This is a genomic window from Pseudomonas sp. R3-57, from assembly GCF_051132065.1.
GTDB lineage: Bacteria > Pseudomonadota > Gammaproteobacteria > Pseudomonadales > Pseudomonadaceae > Aquipseudomonas.
The window spans coordinates 4,212,116-4,237,444 of record NZ_CP071655.1; the positions used below are offsets into that span (position 1 = coordinate 4,212,116).

Consider the following 25,329-nt stretch of genomic DNA (forward strand, 5'->3'; position numbering starts at 1 on the left):
CCTCGCCGGTGGGGCTTTTGCACATTCATGAACACAACAAAAAAGGAGCAACAAGATGAGTCTGGAAACCTGGCTGCTGTTCAGCGGCGCTGCGCTGGTGGTGATCCTCATTCCGGGGCCGCTGTCGTTGCTGATGATCAGCAACAGCCTGAACTACGGATTGCGCCGTTCGTACCCGGCGTTTCTCGGCGGTGTGACGGCATCAATCTGTCTGCTCAGCGCATCGGCATTGGGGCTCGGCGCGTTGTTGCTCGCTTCCGAGCAACTGTTCAGCGCGCTGAAAATCGTCGGCGCGCTGTATCTGTTCTACCTCGCCTGGCAGAGCTGGCAACAGTCGCGCCAGCCTTCGATCGGTGCCGACGTCCCGCAAGCCGCACCCGTGCCACGTTTTCGTGCACTGTTCACCCGCGCCTTCGTGCTGGGCGCGAGCAATCCGAAAGACATCCTGTTTTTCGCCGCGTTCCTGCCGCAGTTCCTCAGCGCCGAGCAACCGTTTCTGCCGCAACTGCTGGTGATGATCGCCACCTGGACCGTGCTGGACCTGCTCTGCAAACTGGCCTACGGCCTCGGTGCCCACGGCGCCGCGCGCTACCTGCGCAGCGGCAAGGGCCAGAGCTGGTTCAACCGCATCAGCGCGGGGCTGTTCGGCGGCGCTGGCGCCGCTTCGTTGCTCAGCAGCCACTGAGATCGTTGACCGCGTGGCGGTCTATCGCCCCCCCGCCGGTCTGACTTGAACTGTTCCAGGTCAGGCTGGCGCTCTCCTCGCCTGTCGGCAATTCCCAACGCCCTGTTCTCCTGCAGGCCGCGCAATACACCGCAACAACCCGTTGATATACATCCCTGGAACGCTCCTCGTACTATCTCGGCGTGTTTTTACGACAACCCGCCAGAACAAGGACGTTCACATGGCCACCCTGATAAGCGAAGCCTCGATACAAACTGACCCGGTCGTCATCACGGATATGCAGATCGAGACCAATGAACATAACGTCTCGACCATCGATTTCACCGACAGTAGCGACAACGCAGCGGCCACTTCGAATAAAAGCAAACTTCATCAGTTGAAATTCAACGACTCGGTGTTCGGCCCTTTCCAGATTGGCGAAGTCTCGATTACCCGCGTCTCTCTCGATGGACTGGGAGCAACATTCGACGGACAACCTTTAACCAGCAAAAACACCTTTTTCCGCATTCCTCAGCGCTCGTTCATCGATTCGTTACAGTTCAGCGCCAGCGCAATCGAACGGCACATGAAGTCCTCAAGCGGTAGTAACGCCTACCTGCTGCCGACCTTGCTTTTCGACATGGCCAGCCGCCGCCCGCTGACTGCCCCGGCGCTGATCCGCGATAACCCGCAAGACGACGTCGATTCATCGGGTTACCGCAGCAAGATCAAGAAACTCCTCGGCTCGGCACGGAAACTCGATCTGCAGCACAGTCAGTTACCGCAAAACACTCGGCGCTGGGTTGCCACGGCCAAGACGCACCTGACCGTCGGCTCGAGCGTAGGGCTTCAGGCGTTCGGCATATTCATGGGTTTGCGTGGCGTGGTTCAGGCCGTCAAGGCCGGTGATAACGCTGAAGTCGTGATCAACAGCGTAGGGATTGCCTCGGAACTCGGCTCTATCGCCATCGACATCGGGGTCAGCAAGATCGCCGCCGAGATGCTGACGGCCGGGCAAAGCGCCTTCAAGGATTTCGCCAAAACCAGGTTTGCGGTGCGGCTCGGTCGATCCGGTGGACTGATTGGCGGAGCGCTGACACTACCATTCGATGTGTACACCGCCGTCCGCTCGCTGAATGCCGCGAGCCATGCAACCGGCAAAGAGGCCATCGACCATTACGTCAGCGCCGGCTTGAGCATCACCAGCGCCGCCATGACCATCATTCTCGGTAGCGCTGCGCTGGCGGGGTTGTCATTCGTGGGGCCGGCAGGCCTGCTGGCCGGTGCGATGCTGGCCATCGGATCGCAGATATATGGCGCGGTACGCATTGTCGACGACATCGATGATTACATCGAACTCACCGTCGGCGAACGCTGGCGCTCGGGCTTTTTCTCGTTCTGCATGATGGACGTCGAGCAAGGCGTCAAGGATCGCTACAGCCGGGCCAGAACCCTGATTCAGCACACCGAACGACTCAAGCGCAATGCCCGCCGATTGCTGGACGTCGATCTGAAGGATTCCACCGAAGCGGTGGTCAATGGCGCGTTCGAAGTCGATCTGGTCAGCAGACAAGTGTGGAAACGCAATTGGTGGACGAAGATCGATGCCTGGGAAACCGAAAACGTCCCGGTGATCCGCGGTGGTGATGACACCATCGATGCCCGCGAAGGCGTCACCAAAGACACCCCCGGCGCGGTGCTGGGGGTTGCCGGCGACGACAAGAGTATTTTATGGCTGCTTGGCGATGGTCGCGATTCGATCAAGGGTGTGGAAAAGAAATCGAATATCTTCCAGTACGGCTCAGGGATAAAAGACCTGACCGGTGGCGAAAAGGACGATCGTTTCGTATTCCAGTCGGCTGCCGGTTCCATCTCGAAAAAAGCCGAGGGATCGACGTATTCGAAGTTGAGAGGCGGCGCAGGTAACGACACCCTGGCTCTGGATGGCTTCAAGTTCACGCAACAGGGCCATGACATTGACCTGCAGGCCGGCACGCTGCAAGTGAGGAAGCCCAATTCCGATGCCGACGACGGGGCCGATTTTACATTCCACAGCCTGCTGGAAAGCATTGAGAACGTGGAAACGGTGAACAGTGCGGCAAGCGTGGTCACGGGCACCGAGCAACGCAACATCATCAAATCCCGCGGCCGCGATACGATAAAAGCGGGAGCCGGCAACGACCAGATACAGCTGCTGCATAAAGGCGCAATCGCCTCGGGTGAAGAAGGTATCGATGAGTATTTCATCGCTCATCAGGAGGGTCGGTTCTGCATCATCGAAGACGGCAAGCAGGAAAGCAGCGTTGAATTTGCCTGGCGTGTCAGCCTGATCGAAAGCTGGGCCATCGAAAAGAACTCGCTGGTCATTACGTCCGGATTCGAGTTCCACGACAGGCCGAAATGCGTGGTCTTCATCCATGAAGTCTATGAAACGATCAACAAACAGCGCCGCTTGAAAAACAACAAACTGACGTTCCTGACCAAGGATGGATACGTGTTGCGACCAGACCTGCCTGAAACCATCGAAAGCGGCGAGACGGTCGATATCGAAGTGGTCATCCTGAAACACGGCAAGCCTCCAAAACCCGTCATCCATTACAACCCTGAATGCTGGATCCTGCATCAGCATGAAGCGCGTTATTTTCTGCCGCGCACCGGGCAAAGCACTACGTTCTATTCAGCCGAACGACCCGACGTCATTACCTGTATCCATCTGGATTACGCCAGCACCGAATTGAGCAAAGTCGAAGCTCACTTCCGCGCCACGGAATCGGCGAAAAGCAGCGACCTGCTGGCCGGCTGCGACCTGACCTACCACTTCGGCGATAAAACCCTGACGTTGAAACATTTTGCCTGGGCGCGAGGCGGCTCAGCCCCCCGCAACATGGTCAAGATCCTGCGCACCATGGCTGCCCGCCCCAGTCACCAGTATCTGCTGATATTCAACGACGGCGTTGCACTGAATGCGCAGCTTACGGCAGAAACCGACGCCGCCCCGGCCGACGACAACTACCAGATCAATGCCTTCAGGTGCTGGACGACGGCGCTGAAGTTGCCCCTTGAGTTTCGTGCGCGGCAGTTCACTTATGAGTTACCAACGAACGAAGCGTGGAAGCTCAGTGCAAAAAACGTATGCGCCGTCATTGCGCCCGGCGCCAATCAGACAGCACTGGAAACACTGGAGGGTGAAGGTGGCACCTACCTGATTCATCTTGTCGCCGACCGGACCATCAGGCTGACAACCCCGGGCGCACTGGTCAACGCGGTGGTCAGGCTGCCTTACTCATCTACCTGGGAGCTCGACGCGACAGCGCTGGGGAAGGTTGAGGTCAAACTGGATAACAACCAATTGCAGATCGGTACCTGCACGGTGCACTTGCCGGTTTATGAAAGTGAAGACCTGATCGACCAGATCCGCGTCATCACGGAAAAAGGCATCGTCCATGTGGTGGATCTTTCTTTCGACCGGGTCTACCGGGATGGCCTCGATGCGCGGTTCTTTGAAGAACCCGACCCGGCGATAGCCCTTCCCGACGCCTTCGCGTCAATGGCGAATCAACAAGTCAAAGTGCGCAACATCCTCTTTGCCGACAACTGGCCCGGTGCGTTCAGCTACAGCTTTGCCGCCCACGGCTGGATCCTGCGCAGCGACAAATCCCGCGTCGAATATTCGAAGTTGAAAGTCATCAATCGGTGCAGCCATCAGGATGCGCACATTTTCAATCCGCCTGCGCTCGATGTCCCACCGGCATGACGCGGGCGACCGCTAGTCAGCACTGACAACGTCCGCGCAACAGCAACGACCCAACCTCCAGATCCTGTTCCGGACCAGACTTTTGCGGGACGCCTGCGCGTGCGCCTGAACGATACGGCGAGCGCGCTGACAGCACTCGATATCAAAACCGAATGAGTAAATTGCCCATGGCCAAACCACCGAAAAAGATTCCTGCGACCACAGCAGCCGACACCACCGTTACCACCCGACCAGTTCAGTCAGGCTCAGGTACTCGCAGCAACGTCAGTCTGCCTGACACACCGTTATCCGGCGTCGACTCGACCAGCGGCTCGTCGAGTACGGCAAACATCGCCCCTGCGGTGATCACCGTCAGCACGATGCCGGGACCAGCCGCCCAATCGGTCAGTGCCCCACGCCATGCCGTCGCCTGGCCTGACAATCGCCTGAGCGAGCTGACCCCGATCGGAGAAAACAGCGGACTGTTCACCGGACCGGATCAACGCACTTACGCGCAACTCGGCAGCGAAGGACGCTTTCTTGTCGAAGAGGATGCGCAAGGCCGCTATTACATGCCGATGACTTTCGCACCCGGTGTCGCCGGCCCGTTTCTGACGAAGCCTGAAGGGCACGCCAGTTGGCAACTTCAGCGCCCCGGCCGGGCATCCAGCCAGACGCGAACCACAGCCACCGATACCCCGCTCCCCAGCTACCTTTCGCCTGAGGATGCGAACACTCTGACCCGAGCAGACATGTCGAGCGCAGGCATCCGTTACAACAAGCTCAAGCAAGCCTTCGTCGACACGGCAGAAGGCACGGTGATGGTTCGCAAGAATCCGCAAGGCGAGTACCAGCATGTCTCGGCGACCACGCGAAGCGCCCTCGACATCGTCTTTGAACAGATTCCCGACAGCCTGCTCTGGCGACGAAAAACCACACAGGCTCAGGCCGGAATTTCAACTGGCGTGCCTCGTCGTATCGCCGAGCCGACTGTCGAGAGCAACAAACGCGTGCGCCTCGATGCTAGCGAGCAGCCGGTCACAACTCCACCGCCCGCCGCCAGTTTGCCGAATGATCAGACGCCGTTTTTCTGGTTACCCTGGGGGCACTTGAACAAGCCTCCCGTCGTGGAGTCGATCCAGCTGGGGTGGTTGCATTACCCGATCGTGCCGGTTGGCTCCAATCGCACACCGAAAGTCTATTTCGTGCAGCACCCGGACTTTGCCCCAGCTCGCTTCGAGGGGTTCGAACAGATGCTGCGCTCCGCGCCGTCACTGCAACCGGTCGCCACGTTTCGCATCGGTAACGATCCCGGTGAAATCCACCCCGGCAAACGCTTTTTCGAAGAGCCCATATCGCAATCGGTGGCCAACACCTTTCCCGATTTTTCCGCAGCTACAGCATGGGCGGTTGGCAAAAGGCTGTTCGAACTCGCCGACAATTCCGCCGTCATCACCGGCACCGGTCTGGTCAATATCCAGGCGGTCCTGCACCAATGGAAGCAGAAGCCGTTTCCCTCCGCACCGGCTTATGCCGACCCGCTCAATATGCTGGCGATCGCGCCCTCGATTGATGTCGGCGGCAAGAAACTCATCCCCATGCCTTCGCAATCGGACAGCGAACTGCAACGGCTGACCTTTGATCCACAACGGTTTCCCATCGAATGGAATCACTACAAAGCCTGGCCCACCGATCTGAACCTCAGGCGCCTGCTCGGTGCGCTGTTGATTCGCTGCGGTTATGACGTCTTTCCTCTGACGTACGAACACCGCCAGCCGACGTTGGTGTTCAAGCGCGAAGGCCATGACCCGGTGTACTTCTTGAAGCTGGGTTCAGTTGCCCAGGTTGGCTTGTCCCATAGGCCCGGCAATGAACTGGCAGACCCGAGCCTGCCGAGCAGAATCGGCAGCGAGGCGTTTCGTGAGCTGACCACCGCAGCCACGCAAGGCAAAGTGATCTGGCTGATCGGCGGGGTATTAAAGGTCGAATCGAATCCAGACTCGGTATTCATCATCCGGGAGCGCTGATTTGCCTCACCAACACTCACCCTGGATGGCGGGTGTTGGCGGCGGATCGTTTACGCCGCGTAACACGCGGCAACACGCCTGCTCAGCGCAATACCTATATACCGCACGCCTCGCCTGCCCTTTGCCGACCATAACGCTTTCAAGCCAGGGCATCGGGCAGGCGCGAACCCGCCCCCGCTTGTCCGGCCCACCCTGATCGGCAGTTCATCGGAGCAGTTTTATGGCCAAGCCCCCCAAGAAAATCCCTCGCCCGTCTTCAACGCAAACGCCGACTACGTCGACCCATCCTTCGCCTGCTGTACAAGGAACCTCAGCAGGCGACAGCGGGCAATCCGCCGCGAGCGTAATCACCGCAAGCCCTTTCCCGGACACCCGTGCGATACGTCCCACGGTCACCATAAGTGAGCCTCCAGCTTCCGACACTGCATTGAGCATGACCCGCGCCGGCGATTCAGTACAACAGCATGCTCTTGGCACCGAGCCGCCGACATCGGGCAGCCCCTCCACCAGCGAAGGTTCGTCGGAGACGGTTTTTATCAACCCGGAATTCGCCACGCAATTGACGCGCAAACGCAACAGCGAAGAGGGTTTTCTGTACGACAAGCGCAACAAAACCTATGTCGAGCTACAAGAAGGCATCGTCATGGTCGGCCATGCCGCCGATGGCTGGCGCCAGACCTATGCCGGCGAATCGACGCCGACCGGAAAAAAGGTCGAGCAGATTCCTGGCTCGACACTCTGGCGTGAAACGGCCTCGGTATCGCCGATCAGCCTTGTTCAATCCGCGCCCGCGACACAACGATCGCCTGCCCCGAGCGATACCCGCACGCTGATCGACAATCTTGTATCGCGCCAGACTGAGGCTTTGGATCTTTCCGCCGGCCCTTGGCAAAACTGGGGCAAATCGACCCGACCCGAATCAGGCGATTCGATCGAGATAGACGGGCTGCACTACGCGATCCTTGCACAACACCTGGGCATTGAAAGCGGCCTGGTGTATGTGCAGCACCCGGGTTTTACCCCGCACAGGTTCGATGCCTTCGAAAACATGTTGCGCGATGAACCGTCGCGCCAGCCGATGTGGGCGCGCAAACGCGACGGCCACTGGCAGGTTCTGGATGGCTATCCGCCCTTTGAAATGTCCCCCAGCCAATATGTCGCCACGGCATTCAGACACCTGTCGCAACGTTCGAGCAGCAACCTCGCCCGAGCTGTGTTCGATCGCGCGTCTCTGCTCACGGGCATAAACGGCGACGGGCTTTCCGTGGTGTCATTGACGTATCGCCATTGGCTCGACAGGGTGAATAACGTGGCACCGGGATTCGGCCTTGCCGAACCGTTGCTGATGCTACCGAAACTGTCGACGCCACCCGGCAGCACTCCAGGCGCAGGATTGCTTGTCCTGCCTGACTACAACTCCACTCTGCTACAGCGTCTGGACTTCGACCCGCGCAAATTCCCTGCGCAATGGGCCGCCTATAACGCGCAGCCGACCGCACTCAATCTGCGTACGTTGTTCATCGATCTGCTGCAAGACAACGGCTATAGCGTCGCGCCGCCGGTAACCATGCTTGTCGAAAATACTCTGGTCTTCCACCGGCCAGAGATCACCGGGCTATTCATCCTGAAACTCCCGCTGGTCAGCGGTGATCAGGTACCTCGCTACACCACCCCCGGTTCCAACTTCAACAATCCCGACTTTCTGGCCTCGCTAAGCGCAGAAAACAAACGCGATCTTGATCAATACCTGAGTCAGGTTGAGGTCGCCCATCTGGTGGGTGGCGTGCAACGGCTGTCCGCCGACACCCAGACACTTTTCATCGTTCGTGAGGGTTGAAACCAATGGTCAAACCACCCAAGCGCGGCGCGGGAGTCATTCCTGCCGATACGCCGCCGATACCCCTGCACCCGATAAATGACGCACCGGAACGGCCTCGTATCGATCTGCAAAACAGCCACCACGCAAACGAACAGGCTGATTCCGCTGGAGGACCAGACGCATCCACGCTGCCAGCGTCCGTGCTGATCAAGGCAGAACGGCAACCGTTGTGGAACGTCGAAATACCGGACTGGTTGACGCAAGATTCACAGCGCGAAGAGCAGTACGCAGAGGCCGATCAGCCGATTTATCTGGCAGCCGCTGACGCCGCCCGCCTCTCATCGCCTCTGGATAACACCGACGGCATCCGCTATGACAAGCACCGCAAGACATACGTCGATACGGCGCAAGGAACGGTCATGGTGCGCAAGAACAGCGCCGGCGACTATCAGCAAAGCTCGGCGACGCGCCGCACTGATTTCGCTCTGCTGTTCGAACCGATTCCAGGAACAAGACTGTGGCAGCGCAAAGTCACGCGCCATGAGCCTGCCCCGCCACCCACCGATTCCGGCGCAGCACTGGCGGCCAGCCTGCTGTCGGCCAATCCCGAAGCGACGAATCTGCGTTTCGGACTCTGGAGAACCTGGGGATGCAGCAGCCGCCCACTGCTGGGGCAGCACATTGCAATAGACGGCCAGTACTACCCGATCGTCCAGCAGGACCTGAATGCCCAGCCATCACTGGCGTACCTGCAACACCCGTTGTTTTCCCCCGCCCTGTACGACGCCTTCGAATCCATGCTGCGCGATCACCCGTCACTGCAGCCGAAGTTCGTCGTTAACCGCAACAACCAGTGGACGGTGCTGGACGATCCCGTTCCCTTTGCCATGCCGATCACTCAATACATCGCCACCACATTCAGATCTCTTGCGGACCGCTCCGTCAGCGCGCTGGCCCGGGCCATGTTCAATCAAGCCAGTCACTCCGAAGTCATTACGGGTGCAGGGTTGGCTGTGCTGAACCGGGTCCTGCGCTATTGGACCCACCGGGATCTGCACAAAGCGCCTCAAGGGGAACTGGCCGACCCGCTGCTGATGCTACGCACCCCGCTCGCCTCGACGCCAGGCTATGGTTTACCGCGCCTGGACTTTGATCCCGGACGCTTCGCCCAACACTGGAACCGCTTCGCCAGCCAGCCTTCGACGACCCGCTTGCAAAGACTTTTCAGCGAGGTACTGGCCGACGAAGGCTACGTCATCGAACGCGCCGCACCGCAAGCGTCAAGCCATGAAGTGCGCTTTCATCGCGACGGCATCGATCAGCTATTTGCCTTGATGGTTTATCCGCTGAGCGCACGCGAAGATGCCGGGCGTGTGGCGACAAAAGGTGAGCTAGAGCGCACACGTACCGAGACCAGCGACGTTGTCTGTTTGCGTGGTGGTTTGCAAACGGACGCGCTGGGGCAGACGACGTTGTTTGTTGTCAGGGAACGTTGAAGGGGTCGCCAGACGAAAAAAAGCCCGCAGTGTGAGCGGGCGAAAGACCAAAGAAGCTATATGCGCAGTCGCTTCCCGGCAGGGGCAGCCGCTTGGGGGATCAACTGCCCCGATACGTGGAATAGCTGTAAGGCGAAATCAACAACGGTACGTGGTAGTGGTCCTGCTCGGCAGAGATGCCGAAACGCAGCACGACCACATCCAGAAACGCCGGCTCCGGCAACTGGACACCGCGGGCGCGGTAGTAATCGCCTGCATGGAACTGAACCTGATAAACCCCGGTGCGATAATCATCGCCCTGCAACAGCGGTGCATCGACCCGGCCGTCGCTGTTGGTAATCGCACTGGCGACCAATTCCAGCTGCGAACCCTCAACGCGGTACAGCTCGACCTTGATCGAACTGCCCGGGCAACCGTGTGCAGCGTCCAAAACGTGAGTAGTCAAACGTCCCATTGATTCTGCGCGCCTGCCTGCGTGGAGCAGCCAGACTTCGCGCCTCCCGAAGTCAGTTGGAAAGGAGACCGCACCGATTCGGGGCACGAAACGCTGCGGCGAGCGACTGATTAAGACACTTTTCAAAAAAATTGTACACAATAAAAACGACATTTTTCTTGCCACCCCCGCCATTCGGGGGTTTCCTCCTGATTGAACGGCGATACGCCTATTCATTGATCCTTCCGTTCAATAGCTGACGGGTCAGGCAGGTTTCTTGCAGGCTCACGCCAATATCAGGAAAAGATGACAGTCGGTGAAAAATGCGAAAATTCGGGCTTACAAAATGTAAATAAAGTTGTATACAATCAGCCCATCGCTGTGACGCCAGCCTGTTCCCTCACCGCCAGGCCGCCACACCCTCTGTCAACGTATAAGAAGGAAGACTGCAGTGAGCGCTGACTACCCACGCGACCTGATCGGTTACGGCAGTAACCCTCCTCACCCACACTGGCCGGGCAATGCCCGCATCGCCCTGTCCTTCGTACTCAATTACGAGGAAGGTGGCGAGCGCAACATTCTCCACGGCGACAAGGAATCCGAAGCGTTCCTGTCTGAAATGGTCGCCGCGCAGCCGCTGCAAGGCGCGCGCAACATGAGCATGGAATCGCTTTACGAGTATGGCAGCCGTGCCGGCGTCTGGCGCATTCTGAAACTGTTCAAGGAATTCGACATTCCGCTGACCATCTTCGCCGTGGCCATGGCCGCCCAGCGCCACCCGGATGTGATCCGCGCGATGGTCGAGGCTGGCCACGAAATCTGCAGTCACGGCTACCGCTGGATCGACTACCAGTACATGGACGAAGCGCAGGAACGCGAGCATATGCTCGAAGCGATCCGCATCCTCACCGAACTGACTGGCGAGCGCCCACTCGGCTGGTACACCGGCCGCACCGGGCCGAACACCCGTCGACTGGTGATGGAAGAAGGTGGTTTCCTCTACGACTGCGACACCTACGACGATGACCTGCCCTACTGGGAGCCGAACAACCCGACCGGCAAGCCGCATCTGGTGATTCCGTACACCCTCGACACCAATGACATGCGTTTTACCCAGGTGCAGGGTTTCAACAAGGGCGACGATTTCTTCGAATACCTCAAAGACGCGTTCGACGTGCTTTACGCCGAAGGTGCCGAAGCGCCGAAAATGCTCTCGATCGGTCTGCACTGCCGGCTGATCGGCCGTCCCGGTCGCCTCGCCTCGCTCAAACGCTTCATCGAATACGCCAAAAGTCATGAACAGGTGTGGTTCAGCCGTCGCGTCGACATCGCGCGCCACTGGCACGAAACCCACCCGTACCAAGAGGCCGCCCAATGAGCCGCTTTCAAACCCTGCAACCGTCGACCCTGAGCCGCGACGCTTTCGTCAACGCCTTCGCCGACATCTACGAACACTCGCCATGGGTGGCCGAAAAGGCCTACGACCTCGGTGCGGACGCCTCGATCGACGAGATCGAAACCCTGCACCAGCGCATGAGCGACATCCTGTTGAGCGCCGATCACGCCAGTCAGCTGGCACTGATCAACGCTCACCCGGACCTGGCCGGCAAAGCTGCCGTCCAGGGCCAACTGACCGAAGCCAGCACTAACGAACAGGCTGGCGCCGGTATTCACCAATGCACGGCCGAAGAGTTCCAGCGCTTCACCGAGCTGAACGACGCCTACAAAGCCAAGTTCAAGTTTCCCTTCATCATGGCGGTAAAAGGCAGCAACCGGCATCAGATCCTCGCGGCGTTCGAAACGCGCATCAATAATTCGGTGGAAGCCGAGTTCAAATGCGCGCTGGCGGAGATCAACAAGATTGCCCTGTTCCGTTTACTGACCCTTTAGCGAGCATTGCCCGAGTACATCAAACGCGGAGAGTACCCAGGGCCTTGCAAGCATCCCCAGCCACTAATTCAAAGGCAGACAAGAAGAATGAAAGCTTACGCCGTACCTTTCGAAAAATACGTCAACCTGGCCGATGCCCGTCTGGGCACCAAGATCATTTCGGTCACCGATGACTGGTTCGCAGACGCCAATCGTCTGTTCCAACCGACCCCGGCCGTATGGAAGGAGGGCGTGTTCGATGACAACGGCAAGTGGATGGACGGCTGGGAGTCGCGTCGCAAGCGCTTCGAAGGTTTCGACAGCGCAGTGATCCGTCTCGGCGTGCCGGGCTCGATCAAAGGCGTCGACATCGACACCTCATTCTTCACCGGTAACTACCCGCCGTCGGCCTCGCTGGAAGCCTGCTTCCTGGCCTCGGGCGAGCCGGATGAAAACACCCAGTGGACCGAAGTACTGTCGGCCGTCGAGCTGCAGGGCAACAGCCACCACTACCACGAAATCAGCAACGACCAGGCCTTCAGCCACCTGCGCTTCAACATCTACCCGGACGGCGGTGTGGCGCGCCTGCGCGTGTACGGCGTTCCGTTCCGCGACTGGTCGGCGGTGGGTGACAACGAGCAAGTCGACCTGGCTGCAGCCCTCAACGGCGGCCGCGCCCTCGCCTGCTCCGACGAACACTTCGGGCGCATGAGCAACATCCTCAACCCGGGCCGTGGCATCAACATGGGCGACGGCTGGGAAACCGCACGCCGTCGCACGCCGGGCAATGACTGGGTGATCGTCGCGCTGGGTCATCCGGGCGAGATCGAGAAAATCGTCGTCGACACCCTGCACTTCAAGGGCAACTACCCGGACACCTGCTCGATCCAGGGCGCGTTCGTCAAGGGCGGCACCGACAGCCAGATCGAAACCCAGTCGCTGTTCTGGCGCGAACTGCTGCCAAGCCAGAAGCTGGAAATGCACGCCGAACACACCTTCGTCGAGCAGATCAAGGCACTGGGCCCGATCACCCACATCCGCCTGAATGTGTTCCCGGATGGTGGTGTGAGTCGCCTGCGTGTACTGGGCAAGGTCGCTAAACAAGGTTGAACCCGATCGCTGGCAAGCCAGCTCCCGCAGGTTTTGTGAACGCCACAGTCCACTGTGGGAGCGGGCTTGCCCGCGATGGCGATAGATCTAACAACACAGAATTCGGATAAGAAGAACAGCATGCGCACACTGACGATTGAACCGCTGACCAAAGAAGCCTTCGCCCCTTTCGGTGACGTGATCGAAACCGACGGCAGCGATCACTTCATGATCAACAACGGTTCGACCATGCGCTTCCACAAACTGGCGACGGTCGAAACCGCACAGCCTGAGGACAACGCGATCATCAGCATATTCCGCGCCGACGCGCAGGACATGCCGTTGACCGTTTGCATGCTGGAACGCCATCCGCTGGGCAGCCAGGCGTTCATTCCGCTGCTCGGCAACCCCTTTCTGATCGTGGTCGCGCCACTTGGCGATGAACCTGTATCAGGCTTGGTCCGCGCCTTCGTCACCAACGGCAGGCAGGGCATCAATTACCATCGCGGCGTCTGGCACCACCCGGTGCTGACGATCGAAAAGCGGGATGACTTCCTGGTGGTTGATCGCAGTGGCACAGGCAATAACTGCGATGAGCATTTTTTCAAAGAGGATGAGCGTTTGATCCTCGCCCCCCACCAATAAGAGAAGGTTTGATCACTCGACAACAAGAGTGACAGGCGAGAGGTAAAGACTGTGGAAGCACATCTGTTGGAATGGCTGAACCTGAGCGTGCGCTGGGTTCACATGATCACTGGCGTGGCCTGGATCGGCGCGTCGTTCTACTTCGTCTGGCTGGAGAACAACCTCAACCGCGTCAACCCGAAAACCGGTCTGGCCGGTGATCTGTGGGCGATCCACGGCGGCGGCATCTACCACCTGGAAAAATACAAACTGGCCCCACCGTCCATGCCGGACAACCTGCACTGGTTCAAGTGGGAAGCCTACTTCACCTGGATGTCGGGGATCGCGCTGCTGTGCGTGGTGTTCTATTCCAATCCGACGCTCTATCTGCTCGCACCGGGCAGCACCCTGAGTGGTCCGGAAGGCGTGGCCATCGGTCTCGGCTCGCTGTTCGTCGGCTGGTTCATCTACTCCTTCCTCTGCGACTCGGCGCTGGGCAAACGCCCTGCCCTGCTGGGCTTCATTTTGTTCGTGCTGATCATCGGCGCGGCGTATGGCTTCAGCAAAGTGTTCAGCGGTCGCGGTGCGTACCTGCACGTCGGCGCGATCATCGGCACCATCATGGTCGGCAACGTGTTCCGCATCATCATGCCGGCGCAACGCGCGCTGGTTGCGGCTATCGCTGAGAACCGCACGCCGGACCCGGCGCTACCGGCCAAGGGTCTGCTGCGTTCGCGACACAACAACTACTTCACCCTGCCGGTGCTGTTCATCATGATCAGCAATCACTTCCCGAGCACGTATGGCAGCCAGTACAACTGGTTGATCCTGGCCGGGATCGCAGTGTTGGCGGTGTTGGTGCGTCACTACTTCAACACCCGTCACGACAGCCACAAGTTCGCCTGGACCCTGCCGGTCGGCGCGGTGGGCATGATCTGCCTGGCTTACGTCACCGGCCCGATGCCGATGTCGAACGCCCCGGACGTGGCCAAGGCACCGGCGAAAATCGAGTACCAGCCATTGCCGGAAACGGCGCTGGGGGGTGGTGCGAAACCGGCTGATGCGGCGCAACCTGCCGAGCCTGCCGCAGCACCGGCGCAAGCCGCCAATGCCGGTCCAGGTTTCGACAAAGTGCACCACGTGATTCAGGAACGTTGCACGGTTTGTCACTCGTCGAAGCCGACCAGCCCGTTGTTCAGCGCAGCGCCAGCGGGTGTGATACTCGACACCCCGGAGCAGATTCGCCAGAACGCGGCGCGCATCCAGGCGCAAGCCATCACCACGCAGATCATGCCACTGGGCAACATCACCCAGATGACCCAGCAGGAACGTGACCTGATCGGTGCATGGATCGCTCAGGGAGCGCAGACCAACTAAGCCGTAAAAGCATCGCTGGCAAGCCAGCTCCCACAAGGTTTTGCACTGCCTGCGTGGGAGCTGGCTTGCCAGCGATTGGCCGCAACGCGGTCACCTGATGCAAAGAAACAGCTGCAAGCAACCCGGCAGCTGTTAATCACAAGAATAAAAAAGATCCGAGGTGTTGCATGTCCGAGCTGTCCAAAGCGCGCATCCCCGACGCACCCGCCATTCAGCGTTTGCCCCTTTTGCAACTGATCCTGGTCGGTCTGCAACATGTTCTGCTGATGTACGGTGGCGCCATCGCGGTGCCGCTGATCATCGGACAGGCCGCTGGCCTGAGTCGTGAAGAAATCGCCTTCCTGATCAACGCCGACCTGCTGGTCGCCGGCATCGCCACCATCGTGCAATCGCTGGGCATCGGCCCGATGGGCATTCGCATGCCGGTGATGATGGGCGCCAGTTTTGCGGCGGTCGGCAGCATGGTCGCCATGGCGGGCATGCCTGGCATTGGTCTGCAAGGGATCTTCGGCGCAACCATCGCCGCCGGTTTCTTCGGCATGCTGATCGCGCCGTTCATGTCCAAGGTCGTGCGTTTCTTCCCGCCGCTGGTGACCGGCACGGTCATCACCTCGATCGGCTTGTCGTTGTTCCCTGTTGCCGTGAATTGGGCCGGCGGCGGTGTCGACGCTGCACAATTCGGCTCACCGATTTATCTGGCCATCGCCGCCCTGGTGCTGGCAACCATCCTGCTCGTTCACCGCTTCATGCGCGGTTTCTGGGTGAACATTTCCGTGCTGATCGGCATGTGCCTGGGCTACGTGCTGTGCGGCGTGATCGGCATGGTCGACCTCAGCGGCATGGCCAGCGCGCCATGGATTCAGTTCGTCACCCCGCTGCATTTCGGCATGCCCAAGTTCGAACTCGCGCCAATTCTGTCGATGTGTCTGGTGGTGGTGATCATCTTCGTCGAGTCGACCGGGATGTTCCTCGCGCTGGGCAAGATCACCGGCCAGGAAGTCTGCCCGCGCATGCTGCGGCGCGGCTTGCTCTGTGATGCGGGCGCATCGTTCTTCGCCGGGTTCTTCAACACCTTCACCCACTCCTCGTTCGCGCAGAACATCGGCCTGGTGCAGATGACCGGCGTGCGTTGCCGCTCGGTGACCATCGTCGCCGGCGGATTGCTGATCGTCCTCAGCCTGCTGCCGAAAGCGGCGTTTCTGGTGGCCTCGATTCCGCCGGCGGTACTCGGTGGCGCGGCGATCGCGATGTTCGGCATGGTCGCCGCGACCGGGATCAAGATCCTCCAGGAAGCCGACATCGGTGACCGTCGCAACCAGTTGCTGGTCGCGGTCAGCATCGGCATGGGCCTGATTCCGGTGGTCCGTCCGGAGTTCTTCGCCCATCTGCCAATGTGGATGAGCCCGATCACCCACAGTGGCATCGCCATGGCCACCCTCAGCGCGCTGACGCTGAACCTGTTGTTCAACATTCTCGGCGGCAAGGAGCGTGCGGCGATCAATGATTGCCATGCGCACTGACAGCCACACAGTGATCTTTATGTAGGAGTGAGCCTGCTCGCGATAGCGGTATGACATTCAACAACTGAGTTGACTTAAAGAACGCCATCGCGAGCAGGCTCACTCCTACAGAAGCTACAGCTCTGCGTCTCAAACAATAAAAACAAGAGTGAGCAACCGATGATCCGCACGCAAACCAGCGTCATGTTGAGTGGCGGCCTGCTGGCCGCGAGTCAGGCCATGGCCGGCGATCTGCTGCTGTGGCAGACCAACAGCCTCAGCTATCTGTACGGCAAGAATTTCGCCATCAACCCATCCATCCAGCAGACCGTGACCTTCGAGCACGCCGACCGCTGGAAGTACGGCGACAACTTTCTGTTTGTCGACAAGATCTTCTACAACGGCAAAGAAGACGCCAACAAAGGCCCGCACGCCTTCTATGGCGAATTCAGCCCGCGCCTGTCGTTCGGCAAGATCTTCGACCGCAAGATCGAGTTCGGCCCGATCAAGGACGTGCTGCTGGCGATGACCTACGAGTACGGCGAAGGCGACAGCGAGGCCTACCTGATCGGCCCTGGCTTCGATCTCAAAGTCCCCGGTTTCAACTACGTCACGCTGAACTTCTACCGCCGCCAGACCGAAGGCCCACGCCCCGGCGACGGTGTCTGGCAGATCACGCCGAGCTGGTCTTACAGCTTCCCGCTGGGCAACTCCGACGTGCTGATTGACGGCTATCTGGATTGGGTCGTCGACAACGACGAAAACTCGCGCGGTACCTACCACGCCAACTTGCACATCAATCCGCAGATCAAATACGACCTCGGCAAAGCCCTGGGCTGGAGTCAGAAGCAGCTGTATGTCGGCACTGAATACAGCTACTGGAAGAACAAGTACGGCGTCGAAAACACCCACAACTTCGACACCAATCAAAACACCGCGAGCCTGCTGCTCAAGGTGCACTTCTAAGATGATCCGCAACCGTGCGCCCTGCCTGTCGTCGGTGCTCTGTTGCGGGGCACTTGAGACCTGGCCGTTGAGTCAGTATTCTCCGCGGCCTTCCGAATTCGGTCTAAAAAAAAGCCCGAATTTAATTCCTGACCGAAAAGCCAACTTATCCCGGCCCCGGTCAGTACCGAGGCAACCCGAAAACACGCGCAATCGACTGTTTTTTCAGCAGCCGAGCGGGCGTTTTTTGGCTTTTCGAACGCCTTGGCTCAGCTCTTGCTAACAGCATTGAAGCTGACCGATCGGATGAATTTTGCAGCAATGAAAAAAGGCGCCACACCAGAGCGCCGATCTTAAAAAAACAAACGTGGAACACCTACTTTGGGAGCAACCGAATGAAACGTATGTGCACCAGCCTGATGCTTGCGGGATCGCTGCTGGCCGGGGGGCAGGCCATGGCCGACGGCCTTCTGCAATGGCAGAACAACAGCCTGACCTACCTCTATGGCAAGGACTTCCAGGTCAATCCGCGCATTCAGCAGACCGTCACCTTCGAACATGCCGATGCCTGGAAATATGGGGATAACTTCCTGTTCATCGACAAGATCTTCTACAACGGCAAGGAAGATGGCGGCGTCGGCTCCAACACTTACTACGGCGAACTGAGTCCGCGTCTGTCGTTCGGCAAGATCTTCGATCAGAAACTGGCGTTCGGCCCGGTGACCGACGTGCTGCTGGCGATGACCTACGAGTTCGGTGAAGGCGATACCGAGTCGTACCTGATCGGTCCGGGTTTCGATCTGGCGATTCCGGGCTTCGACTACTTCCAGCTGAACTTCTATCAGCGTCACACCCAGGGCGCACGCGCCGGTGACAATGTCTGGCAGATCACGCCGGTATGGTCCTACACGATTCCGGTGGGCAACTCGAATATCCTCATCGACGGTTTCATGGACTGGGTAGTCGACAACGACTCCAACTCCAAGGGCGACTATCACGCCAACCTGCACTTCAACCCACAGGTCAAATATGACTTGGGCAAGGCGCTGAATTTCGGCGAGAAGCAATTGTATGTCGGTGTTGAATACGATTACTGGTCGGACAAGTACGGCATCGAAGACAGCCAGTACTTCAAGACCGATCAGAGCACCACAAGCTTCCTGGTGAAGTTCCACTTCTGATCCAGCGGCGTCCTCACCGACGCCTTCGCTGGCAAGCCAGCTCCCACAGGTTTCCATGTGTATTCAAAAATTGTGAAAGACACATGCCCCTGTGGGAGCTGGCTTGCCAGCGATAGCCGCACCGCAAATGTCAGGCTGAAACCGCCTCGGATATCCGCAAAAACCGGCACAGCTCCTCGCGCTTGGCCAGTGCATCCCTTCGCCCCAACTCAATCAACTCGCTGCAATACCCCGCCTCGAACAGCAGATAACTGAGCACCCCCGCCCCGCTCGTTTTGGTCGCCCCCGGCCCACGCAAGAACAAACGCAACGCCGCCGGCAATTCCTGGCGATGGCGCGCGGCGATTTCATCGATCGGCTGACTTGGCGCAATCACTAGCACCTCCACCGGCGCCACGCCCAACTCGCGGGTCGGCGTACCGTCCGGCAGCAAGTGACTGAACTGGTTGAGGCGCTGCAGCAACTCGATGTCACTCTCCAGACTGTCAATGAACGTGCTGTTGAGCATGTGCCCGCCGATCTGCGCCAGCGTCGGTTGTTGTCCGGTGTAGCTGCGCGCCAGCGGTTGTTGCGGATCGACCCCGCGCGGGTTGCCGCTGACGCCGACCACCAGCACGCGGCTGGCACCCAGGTGCAGGGCCGGGCTGATCGGTGCCGACTGGCGCACTGCACCATCGCCGAAAAACTCATCGTCGAGTTTCACCGGTGCGAACAGCAACGGGATCGCCGAGCTGGCCAGCAGATGCTCGACCGACAACGACGTCGGCACACCGATGCGCCGATGCCGCAGCCAGGCATCGATGGTGCCGCCACCCTCATAAAAGGTCACCGCCTGCCCCGATTCGTAGCCAAACGCCGTCACCGCCACCGCGTGCAATTGCTTGCGGGCGATGGATTCGGCGATGCCGGGCAGGTGCAGTTTTTCATTGAGCAATTCGCGCAGCGGCGAACTGTTGAGCAGCGCCACCGGCATTTGCCGGCCGAGGCCGAGCAGGCTGTGGCTGACGAAGCGGCTGGCCTGGCGAATGACGCCGGGCCAGTCGCTGCGCAGTACACGATGGCTGCGCAAGCCTTGCCAGAACGAGGTCAGGCGTTCGATGGCGGCGCGAAAATCCGTCGCGCCGCTGGCGAGGCTGACCGCGTTGATCGCCCCGGCCGAGGTGCCGACGATCACCGGGAACGGATTGTCTGCGCCCAGCGGAAGCAGTTCGGCAATCGCCGCCAGCACGCCCACCTGGTACGCCGCTCGAGCCCCGCCGCCGGAGAGAATCAGACCTGTGACCGGTTCAGCTGGGCGCATCGCAACCCTCCAGGGTGCTTACAGAAAAGGGCGATCAAGCGCGTTTGGCGTACAGCTTCGGCTCGCCCGGCGGGCGGCTTTTGAAGCGCCGGTGCGCCCATAGGTATTGCTCCGGGCACGCGCGCAACGCGCTTTCGACCCACTGATTGATGCGGATGCAATCGGCCTCTTCGGTTTCGCCGGGGAAGTCGTCCAGCGGCGGATGGATCACCAGCCGATAGCCGCTGCCGTCCGCCAGACGCTCCTGAGTGAACGGCACCACCAGCGCCTTGCCCAGACGGGCAAATTTGGTTGTCGCAGTCACCGTCGCCGCCTGAATGCCGAACAGCGGCACGAAGATGCTCTGCTTGGCGCCGTAGTCCTGATCCGGCGCGTACCAGATCGCCCGGCCCGAGCGCAGCAGCTTGAGCATGCCGCGCACGTCGTCGCGCTCCACCGCCAGCGAATCGAGATTGTGCCGCTCACGGCCACGACGCTGGACGTAGTCGAACAACGGATTCTTGTGCTCGCGGTACATGCCGTCGATGGTGTGTTGCTGGCCGAGCAGCGCCGCGCCGATTTCCAGCGTGGTGAAATGCGCGGCCATCAGGATTACACCCTTGCCTTCGCGCTGGGCCTTCTGCAAATGCTCAAGCCCTTCGACGTGGGCCAGTTTCGCCAGACGTTCACGCGACCACCACCAGCTCATCGCCATCTCGAAAAAAGCGATACCGGTGGAGGCGAAGTTTTCCTTGAGCAGGCGTTTGCGTTCGGCGGCGGATTTTTCCGGGAAGCACAATTCAAGATTGCGCCGGGCGATGGCCCGCCGGTCGCCGGCCACGCGATACATCAACGCGCCCAAAACTCGACCGATGGTCAACAGCGCCGGATACGGCAACTGCACGATCAGCCATAAAAGCCCCAGACCGCACCAGAGCGGCCAGAAGCGCGGAGCAAGAAATGCTTTTCGAAAACGCGGGCGATCCATTAAAGCTTCCGTAAATACAGTGGCCGCGCATTCTACATCGTTCGACCCGGCTTGCGGCTCGCGGGCGTTCTCGTTATAAGTCTCGGCACTTTTAGTGACAAGCCGTTGTATGCCGACATGAGCCAAACCGACCCGTTAGACCAAGATCCCGTATTCCAGCTCAAGGGCAGCATGCTGGCCATTACTGTGCTGGAACTGGCCCGTAACGACCTCGAGAGCCTCGATCGGCAATTGGCCGCGAAAGTCGCCCAGGCGCCGAATTTCTTCAGCAACGCGCCGCTGGTTCTGGCGCTGGACAAACTGCCGCCGAGTCAGGGCGCCATCGACCTGCCGGGGCTGATGCGCGTGTGCCGTCAGCATGGCCTGCGCACGCTGGCCATTCGCGCCAGCCGCATCGAAGACATCGCCGCCGCCATCGCCATCGATATCCCCGTGCTGCCGCCGTCCGGTGCCCGTGAACGGCCGCTGGAAATGCCCGAAGCCGAAGTCAAAAAGAAGCCGGAAAAGCCGCCTGAGCCGACAGTCAAACCGACCCGTGTCATCACCACGCCAGTGCGTGGTGGCCAACAGATATACGCCCAGGGTGGCGATCTGGTGGTGGTGTCCTCGGTCAGTCCGGGGGCGGAACTTCTCGCCGATGGCAACATCCATGTATACGGTCCGATGCGTGGCCGCGCGCTGGCCGGCGTGAAAGGCGACACCAAGGCACGGATTTTCTGTCAGCAATTGAGCGCTGAACTGATCTCCATCGCCGGTCATTACAAGGTTTCCGAAGATCTGCGTCGCGATCCGATGTGGGGTTCGGGCGTGCAGGTCAGCCTGTCGGGCGACGTGTTGAATATCATTCGGCTTTAACGGATACTGCCGCATTTTCCAAGCATCTCTAAAACGTAGCGAAAACGGCTCAAACGAAGTAGGAAAAAGGCCTTAAAGCCAAATTCCAGCCAAGGCTGTCCGACTGCAGTAGTTTTCAAGAGATGTTTTTCAGGGGCTGAACAGTCCTTCTTCCTTAGGGGTGAAACACCTTGGCCAAGATTCTCGTGGTTACATCCGGCAAGGGTGGTGTGGGTAAGACCACCACCAGCGCCGCTATCGGTACCGGTCTCGCACTGCGCGGCCACAAAACAGTGATCGTCGACTTCGACGTCGGCTTGCGTAACCTCGACCTGATCATGGGTTGCGAGCGCCGCGTGGTATACGACTTCGTCAACGTCGTGAACGGCGAAGCCAACCTGCAACAGGCGCTGATAAAAGACAAGCGCCTGGAAAACCTCTACGTACTGGCCGCCAGCCAGACCCGCGACAAAGACGCGCTGACCGTCGAAGGCGTCGAAAAGGTCCTGATGGAGCTCAAGGAGCAATTCGAGTTCGTCGTCTGCGACTCTCCGGCGGGCATCGAGAAAGGCGCGCACCTGGCCATGTACTTCGCTGACGAAGCGATCGTCGTGACCAACCCGGAAGTCTCCTCGGTACGTGACTCGGACCGCATGCTCGGCCTGCTGGCGAGCAAATCGCGCCGTGCCGAACGTGGCGAAGACCCGATCAAGGAACACCTGCTGATCACCCGCTACCATCCAGAGCGTGTTGAAAAAGGCGAAATGCTCGGCGTTGAAGACGTCAAGGAAATCCTCTCGGTAACCCTGCTCGGCGTGATCCCGGAATCCCAGGCGGTGCTCAAGGCTTCCAACCAGGGCGTGCCAGTGATTCTCGACGACCAGAGCGATGCCGGTCAGGCTTACAGCGATACCGTCGACCGCCTGCTGGGCAAAGAAAAAGCCCACCGATTCCTCGATGTCGAGAAGAAGGGATTCTTCGAGCGCCTGTTTGGAGGTAGGTAATGAACCTTTTTGACTTCTTTCGTGCCAACAAAAAGCCAAGTACCGCCTCGGTAGCGAAAGAGCGTCTACAGATCATCGTGGCGCATGAGCGCGGCCAGCGCAGCACGCCGGATTACCTGCCAGCCTTGCAGAAGGAACTGGTCGACGTGATCCGCAAGTACGTCAACATCGGCAACGACGACGTACATGTTGCACTGGAAAACCAGGGCAGTTGCTCGATTCTGGAACTCAACATCACCCTGCCCGATCGCTGAGTCGATCCGGCAGGTACGACGGCGGTTCAGGGTCATTCCTTCAGAGGAATGACGCTGAACCGCCGTTGGCATTTGTTACGAGGCTGTTTAATGCCGTTGTCCAACATCCGCATCATCCATCAGGACGCCGCCGTACTGGTGGTCGACAAACCGACCCTGCTGCTCTCGGTGCCCGGCCGCGCTGACGACAACAAGGACTGCCTGATCACCCGCCTGCAGGAAAACGGCTACCCGGAAGCGCGCATCGTCCATCGTCTGGACTGGGAAACTTCCGGCATCATTCTGCTGGCTCGCGACGCCGACACGCATCGCGAACTGTCGCGACAATTTCACGACCGCGAAACCGAAAAGGCCTACACCGCACTGGCCTGGGGTCAGCCGGAACTCGACAGCGGCAGCATCGATCTGCCCCTGCGTTACGATCCGCCGACCAAGCCACGGCACGTGGTCGATCACGAATTCGGCAAGCATGCGCTGACGTTCTGGAAGGTGCTGGAGCGTTGCGGCGATTGGTGCCGCGTCGAACTGACGCCGATCACCGGTCGTTCGCACCAGTTGCGCGTGCACATGTTGTCGATCGGCCATCCGCTGCTCGGCGACGGGCTCTATGCCCATGAACAGGCGCTGGCAGCGTGGCCGCGGCTGTGCCTGCACGCGAGCATGCTCAGCTTCACCCACCCGCAAAGCGGCGAACGCCTGCGCTTCGAGTGCCCGGCACCGTTCTGACAAGCAGCACCGAACCCCTGTAGGAGTGAGCCTGCTCGCGATTGCGCCCTGTCAGTCAATCCATAATGATCTGACACACCGCAATCGCGAGCAGGCTCACTCCTACAGGGGTTACGCGTCGGATTCAATTGTTTGGCCAATACGTTAAACTCCCGCCCATTGCTGTCTGGAGTTTCTTATGCGCGAAGAGTTGAACCAAGGCCTGATCGACTTTCTCAAGGCCTCCCCTACCCCGTTCCACGCCACCGCCAGTCTGGTTCAGCGTCTGGAGGCCGCCGGTTATGTGCGCCTCGATGAGCGCGAGCCGTGGACCACCGAGCCGAACGGCCGCTATTACGTCACCCGTAACGACTCTTCCATCGTCGCCATCAAAATGGGCCGCACCTCGCCGCTGCATGGTGGTATCCGTCTGGTCGGCGCGCACACCGACAGCCCATGCCTGCGGGTAAAGCCGCAACCGGAACTGCAGCGTCAGGGCTTCTGGCAACTGGGCGTGGAAGTCTATGGTGGTGCCTTGCTGGCGCCGTGGTTCGACCGTGATTTGTCGCTGGCCGGCCGCGTGACTTTCCGCCGCGATGGCAAGGTCGAGAGCCAGTTGATCGACTTCAAGGCGCCGATCGCGATCATTCCCAACCTGGCCATTCACCTCAACCGTGAAGCCAATCAGGGCTGGGCGATCAACGCGCAGACCGAACTGCCACCGATCCTCGCGCAGTTCGCCGGTGACGAGCGCGTGGATTTCCGCGCCGTGCTCACCGATCAACTGGCCCGCGAACACGGTTTGAACGCCGACGTGGTGCTCGATTACGAGCTGAGCTTCTACGACACGCAAAGCGCGGCGGTGATTGGCCTTAATGGCGACTTCATCGCCGGCGCGCGCCTCGACAACCTGCTGTCGTGCTATGCCGGCCTGCAAGCCTTGCTCAACGCCGAAACCGACGAAACCTGCGTGCTGGTGTGCAACGATCACGAAGAAGTCGGCTCCTGCTCGGCGTGCGGCGCCGATGGTCCGATGCTCGAACAGACCCTGCGCCGCGTGCTGCCGGAAGGTGATGAGTTCGTTCGCACCATCCAGAAATCCCTGCTGATCTCGGCCGACAACGCCCACGGCGTGCATCCAAACTATGCCGAGAAGCACGACGCCAACCACGGTCCGAAACTCAACGCCGGGCCGGTGATCAAGGTCAACAGCAACCAGCGCTACGCCACCAACAGCGAAACCGCCGGTTTCTTCCGTCACCTGTGCATGGCCGAGGAAGTCCCGGTGCAGAGCTTCGTGGTGCGCAGCGACATGGGCTGCGGCTCGACCATCGGCCCGATCACCGCCAGCCATCTAGGCGTGCGCACCGTCGACATCGGCCTGCCGACGTTCGCCATGCACTCAATCCGCGAATTGTGCGGCAGCCATGATCTGGCGCACCTGGTCAAAGTGCTCAGCGCGTTCTATGCCAGTCGCGACTTGCCTTAAAGGCTGAACAGCTTCGCGAG

21 protein-coding genes are annotated in these 25,329 nt (G+C 59.7%); 18 read left to right on the top strand and 3 right to left on the bottom strand.

Features of this window, described 5'->3' with window-relative positions; translation table 11 throughout:
* Window positions 1-55 precede the first annotated feature (55 nt).
* From J3P93_RS18900 to J3P93_RS18920, 5 genes are all read left to right on the top strand, one after another.
* The gene (locus J3P93_RS18900) at window positions 56-685 is read left to right on the top strand and encodes a LysE family translocator (RefSeq protein WP_434590650.1); all 630 of its coding nucleotides are present in this window, start codon (window positions 56-58) and stop codon (window positions 683-685) included.
* A 220-nt stretch (window positions 686-905) separates the two neighbouring features.
* Window positions 906-4,418 (top strand): calcium-binding protein, encoded by a 3,513-nt coding sequence (locus tag J3P93_RS18905; protein ID WP_434590653.1) that lies wholly within the window; start codon window positions 906-908, stop codon window positions 4,416-4,418.
* A 341-nt stretch (window positions 4,419-4,759) separates the two neighbouring features.
* Window positions 4,760-6,424: a hypothetical protein gene (locus J3P93_RS18910; protein ID WP_434590656.1), complete on the top strand. Its 1,665-nt coding sequence runs from the start codon at window positions 4,760-4,762 to the stop codon at window positions 6,422-6,424.
* A gap of 433 nt (window positions 6,425-6,857) precedes the next feature.
* Window positions 6,858-8,261 carry a hypothetical protein gene (locus J3P93_RS18915; protein WP_434590659.1) on the top strand — a complete coding sequence of 468 codons (1,404 nt, stop codon included), beginning with the start codon at window positions 6,858-6,860 and terminating at the stop codon, window positions 8,259-8,261.
* A gap of 5 nt (window positions 8,262-8,266) precedes the next feature.
* Window positions 8,267-9,739 (top strand): hypothetical protein, encoded by a 1,473-nt coding sequence (locus J3P93_RS18920; protein WP_434590662.1) that lies wholly within the window; start codon window positions 8,267-8,269, stop codon window positions 9,737-9,739.
* Window positions 9,740-9,839: 100 nt separating this feature from the next.
* Here J3P93_RS18920 and uraH read toward each other — a convergent pair whose 3' ends face one another.
* Window positions 9,840-10,193 (bottom strand): hydroxyisourate hydrolase, encoded by a 354-nt coding sequence (gene uraH, locus J3P93_RS18925; protein ID WP_008031462.1) that lies wholly within the window; start codon window positions 10,191-10,193, stop codon window positions 9,840-9,842.
* 430 nt (window positions 10,194-10,623) lie between these two features.
* On the opposite strand from uraH, the gene puuE reads away from it, so the two are divergent.
* The 8 genes from puuE (at window position 10,624) to J3P93_RS18965 (ending at window position 18,756) form a co-directional block, all read left to right on the top strand.
* A complete protein-coding gene (puuE, locus tag J3P93_RS18930) occupies window positions 10,624-11,550 on the top strand; it encodes an allantoinase PuuE (RefSeq protein ID WP_208938137.1) in 927 nt (308 codons plus the stop codon).
* Window positions 11,547-12,062: a 2-oxo-4-hydroxy-4-carboxy-5-ureidoimidazoline decarboxylase gene (uraD, locus tag J3P93_RS18935; RefSeq protein ID WP_064364561.1), complete on the top strand. Its 516-nt coding sequence runs from the start codon at window positions 11,547-11,549 to the stop codon at window positions 12,060-12,062. Before puuE ends, uraD begins: the two co-directional genes overlap by 4 nt.
* Before the next feature lie 87 nt (window positions 12,063-12,149).
* A complete protein-coding gene (gene alc, locus J3P93_RS18940) occupies window positions 12,150-13,151 on the top strand; it encodes an allantoicase (RefSeq protein ID WP_434590667.1) in 1,002 nt (333 codons plus the stop codon).
* A gap of 120 nt (window positions 13,152-13,271) precedes the next feature.
* The gene (locus J3P93_RS18945) at window positions 13,272-13,775 is read left to right on the top strand and encodes an ureidoglycolate lyase (RefSeq protein ID WP_016982872.1); all 504 of its coding nucleotides are present in this window, start codon (window positions 13,272-13,274) and stop codon (window positions 13,773-13,775) included.
* Window positions 13,776-13,826: 51 nt separating this feature from the next.
* On the top strand, window positions 13,827-15,131 hold the full coding sequence (locus J3P93_RS18950; RefSeq protein ID WP_434590670.1) for a urate hydroxylase PuuD: 1,305 nt from the start codon (window positions 13,827-13,829) through the stop codon (window positions 15,129-15,131).
* Between the two features lie 167 nt (window positions 15,132-15,298).
* On the top strand, window positions 15,299-16,651 hold the full coding sequence (locus J3P93_RS18955; RefSeq protein WP_042608508.1) for a nucleobase:cation symporter-2 family protein: 1,353 nt from the start codon (window positions 15,299-15,301) through the stop codon (window positions 16,649-16,651).
* Between the two features lie 159 nt (window positions 16,652-16,810).
* Window positions 16,811-17,596, top strand: coding sequence for an outer membrane protein OmpK (locus J3P93_RS18960; protein WP_434590673.1), 786 nt, complete (start codon window positions 16,811-16,813; stop codon window positions 17,594-17,596).
* A 374-nt stretch (window positions 17,597-17,970) separates the two neighbouring features.
* On the top strand, window positions 17,971-18,756 hold the full coding sequence (locus tag J3P93_RS18965) for an outer membrane protein OmpK (RefSeq protein ID WP_090282488.1): 786 nt from the start codon (window positions 17,971-17,973) through the stop codon (window positions 18,754-18,756).
* Window positions 18,757-18,886: 130 nt separating this feature from the next.
* Here the strand turns inward: J3P93_RS18965 and J3P93_RS18970 are convergent, their stop codons facing one another.
* A complete protein-coding gene (locus J3P93_RS18970) occupies window positions 18,887-20,056 on the bottom strand; it encodes a patatin-like phospholipase family protein (protein WP_434590676.1) in 1,170 nt (389 codons plus the stop codon).
* A gap of 34 nt (window positions 20,057-20,090) precedes the next feature.
* A complete protein-coding gene (locus J3P93_RS18975; protein ID WP_394507781.1) occupies window positions 20,091-21,023 on the bottom strand; it encodes a lipid A biosynthesis lauroyl acyltransferase in 933 nt (310 codons plus the stop codon).
* Window positions 21,024-21,140: 117 nt separating this feature from the next.
* Between J3P93_RS18975 and minC the strand changes: the two genes are divergently transcribed.
* The 5 genes from minC to J3P93_RS19000 all read left to right on the top strand — a co-directional run bounded on the left by minC (window position 21,141) and on the right by J3P93_RS19000 (window position 25,309).
* Window positions 21,141-21,878 carry a septum site-determining protein MinC gene (gene minC / locus J3P93_RS18980; protein ID WP_090282485.1) on the top strand — a complete coding sequence of 246 codons (738 nt, stop codon included), beginning with the start codon at window positions 21,141-21,143 and terminating at the stop codon, window positions 21,876-21,878.
* 170 nt (window positions 21,879-22,048) lie between these two features.
* A complete protein-coding gene (gene minD / locus J3P93_RS18985; protein ID WP_007913953.1) occupies window positions 22,049-22,861 on the top strand; it encodes a septum site-determining protein MinD in 813 nt (270 codons plus the stop codon).
* Window positions 22,861-23,115 carry a cell division topological specificity factor MinE gene (gene minE / locus J3P93_RS18990; protein WP_203421317.1) on the top strand — a complete coding sequence of 85 codons (255 nt, stop codon included), beginning with the start codon at window positions 22,861-22,863 and terminating at the stop codon, window positions 23,113-23,115. The genes minD and minE overlap by 1 nt, the downstream gene beginning before the upstream one ends.
* A 90-nt stretch (window positions 23,116-23,205) precedes the next feature.
* Window positions 23,206-23,841, top strand: a complete 636-nt coding sequence (locus J3P93_RS18995) for an RluA family pseudouridine synthase (protein WP_208938147.1) — start codon at window positions 23,206-23,208, stop codon at window positions 23,839-23,841.
* 178 nt (window positions 23,842-24,019) lie between these two features.
* A complete protein-coding gene (locus J3P93_RS19000; protein WP_434590681.1) occupies window positions 24,020-25,309 on the top strand; it encodes a M18 family aminopeptidase in 1,290 nt (429 codons plus the stop codon).
* Window positions 25,310-25,329: the final 20 nt, after the last annotated feature.

Excerpts from the sequence above, each read along its gene's own strand:
- J3P93_RS18900 (WP_434590650.1), top strand. The coding sequence starts at position 56 with ATGAGTCTGGAAACCTGGCTGCTGTTCAGCGGCGCTGCGCTGGTGGTG.
- J3P93_RS18905 (WP_434590653.1), top strand. The coding sequence starts at position 906 with ATGGCCACCCTGATAAGCGAAGCCTCGATACAAACTGACCCGGTCGTC.
- J3P93_RS18915 (WP_434590659.1), top strand. The coding sequence starts at position 6,858 with ATGACCCGCGCCGGCGATTCAGTACAACAGCATGCTCTTGGCACCGAG.
- J3P93_RS18920 (WP_434590662.1), top strand. The coding sequence starts at position 8,267 with ATGGTCAAACCACCCAAGCGCGGCGCGGGAGTCATTCCTGCCGATACG.
- uraH (WP_008031462.1), bottom strand. The coding sequence starts at position 10,193 with ATGGGACGTTTGACTACTCACGTTTTGGACGCTGCACACGGTTGCCCG.
- uraD (WP_064364561.1), top strand. The coding sequence starts at position 11,547 with ATGAGCCGCTTTCAAACCCTGCAACCGTCGACCCTGAGCCGCGACGCT.
- alc (WP_434590667.1), top strand. The coding sequence starts at position 12,150 with ATGAAAGCTTACGCCGTACCTTTCGAAAAATACGTCAACCTGGCCGAT.
- J3P93_RS18945 (WP_016982872.1), top strand. The coding sequence starts at position 13,272 with ATGCGCACACTGACGATTGAACCGCTGACCAAAGAAGCCTTCGCCCCT.
- J3P93_RS18955 (WP_042608508.1), top strand. The coding sequence starts at position 15,299 with ATGTCCGAGCTGTCCAAAGCGCGCATCCCCGACGCACCCGCCATTCAG.
- J3P93_RS18960 (WP_434590673.1), top strand. The coding sequence starts at position 16,811 with ATGATCCGCACGCAAACCAGCGTCATGTTGAGTGGCGGCCTGCTGGCC.
- J3P93_RS18965 (WP_090282488.1), top strand. The coding sequence starts at position 17,971 with ATGAAACGTATGTGCACCAGCCTGATGCTTGCGGGATCGCTGCTGGCC.
- J3P93_RS18970 (WP_434590676.1), bottom strand. The coding sequence starts at position 20,056 with ATGCGCCCAGCTGAACCGGTCACAGGTCTGATTCTCTCCGGCGGCGGG.
- J3P93_RS18975 (WP_394507781.1), bottom strand. The coding sequence starts at position 21,023 with ATGGATCGCCCGCGTTTTCGAAAAGCATTTCTTGCTCCGCGCTTCTGG.
- minC (WP_090282485.1), top strand. The coding sequence starts at position 21,141 with ATGAGCCAAACCGACCCGTTAGACCAAGATCCCGTATTCCAGCTCAAG.
- minE (WP_203421317.1), top strand. The coding sequence starts at position 22,861 with ATGAACCTTTTTGACTTCTTTCGTGCCAACAAAAAGCCAAGTACCGCC.
- J3P93_RS18995 (WP_208938147.1), top strand. The coding sequence starts at position 23,206 with ATGCCGTTGTCCAACATCCGCATCATCCATCAGGACGCCGCCGTACTG.
- J3P93_RS19000 (WP_434590681.1), top strand. The coding sequence starts at position 24,020 with ATGCGCGAAGAGTTGAACCAAGGCCTGATCGACTTTCTCAAGGCCTCC.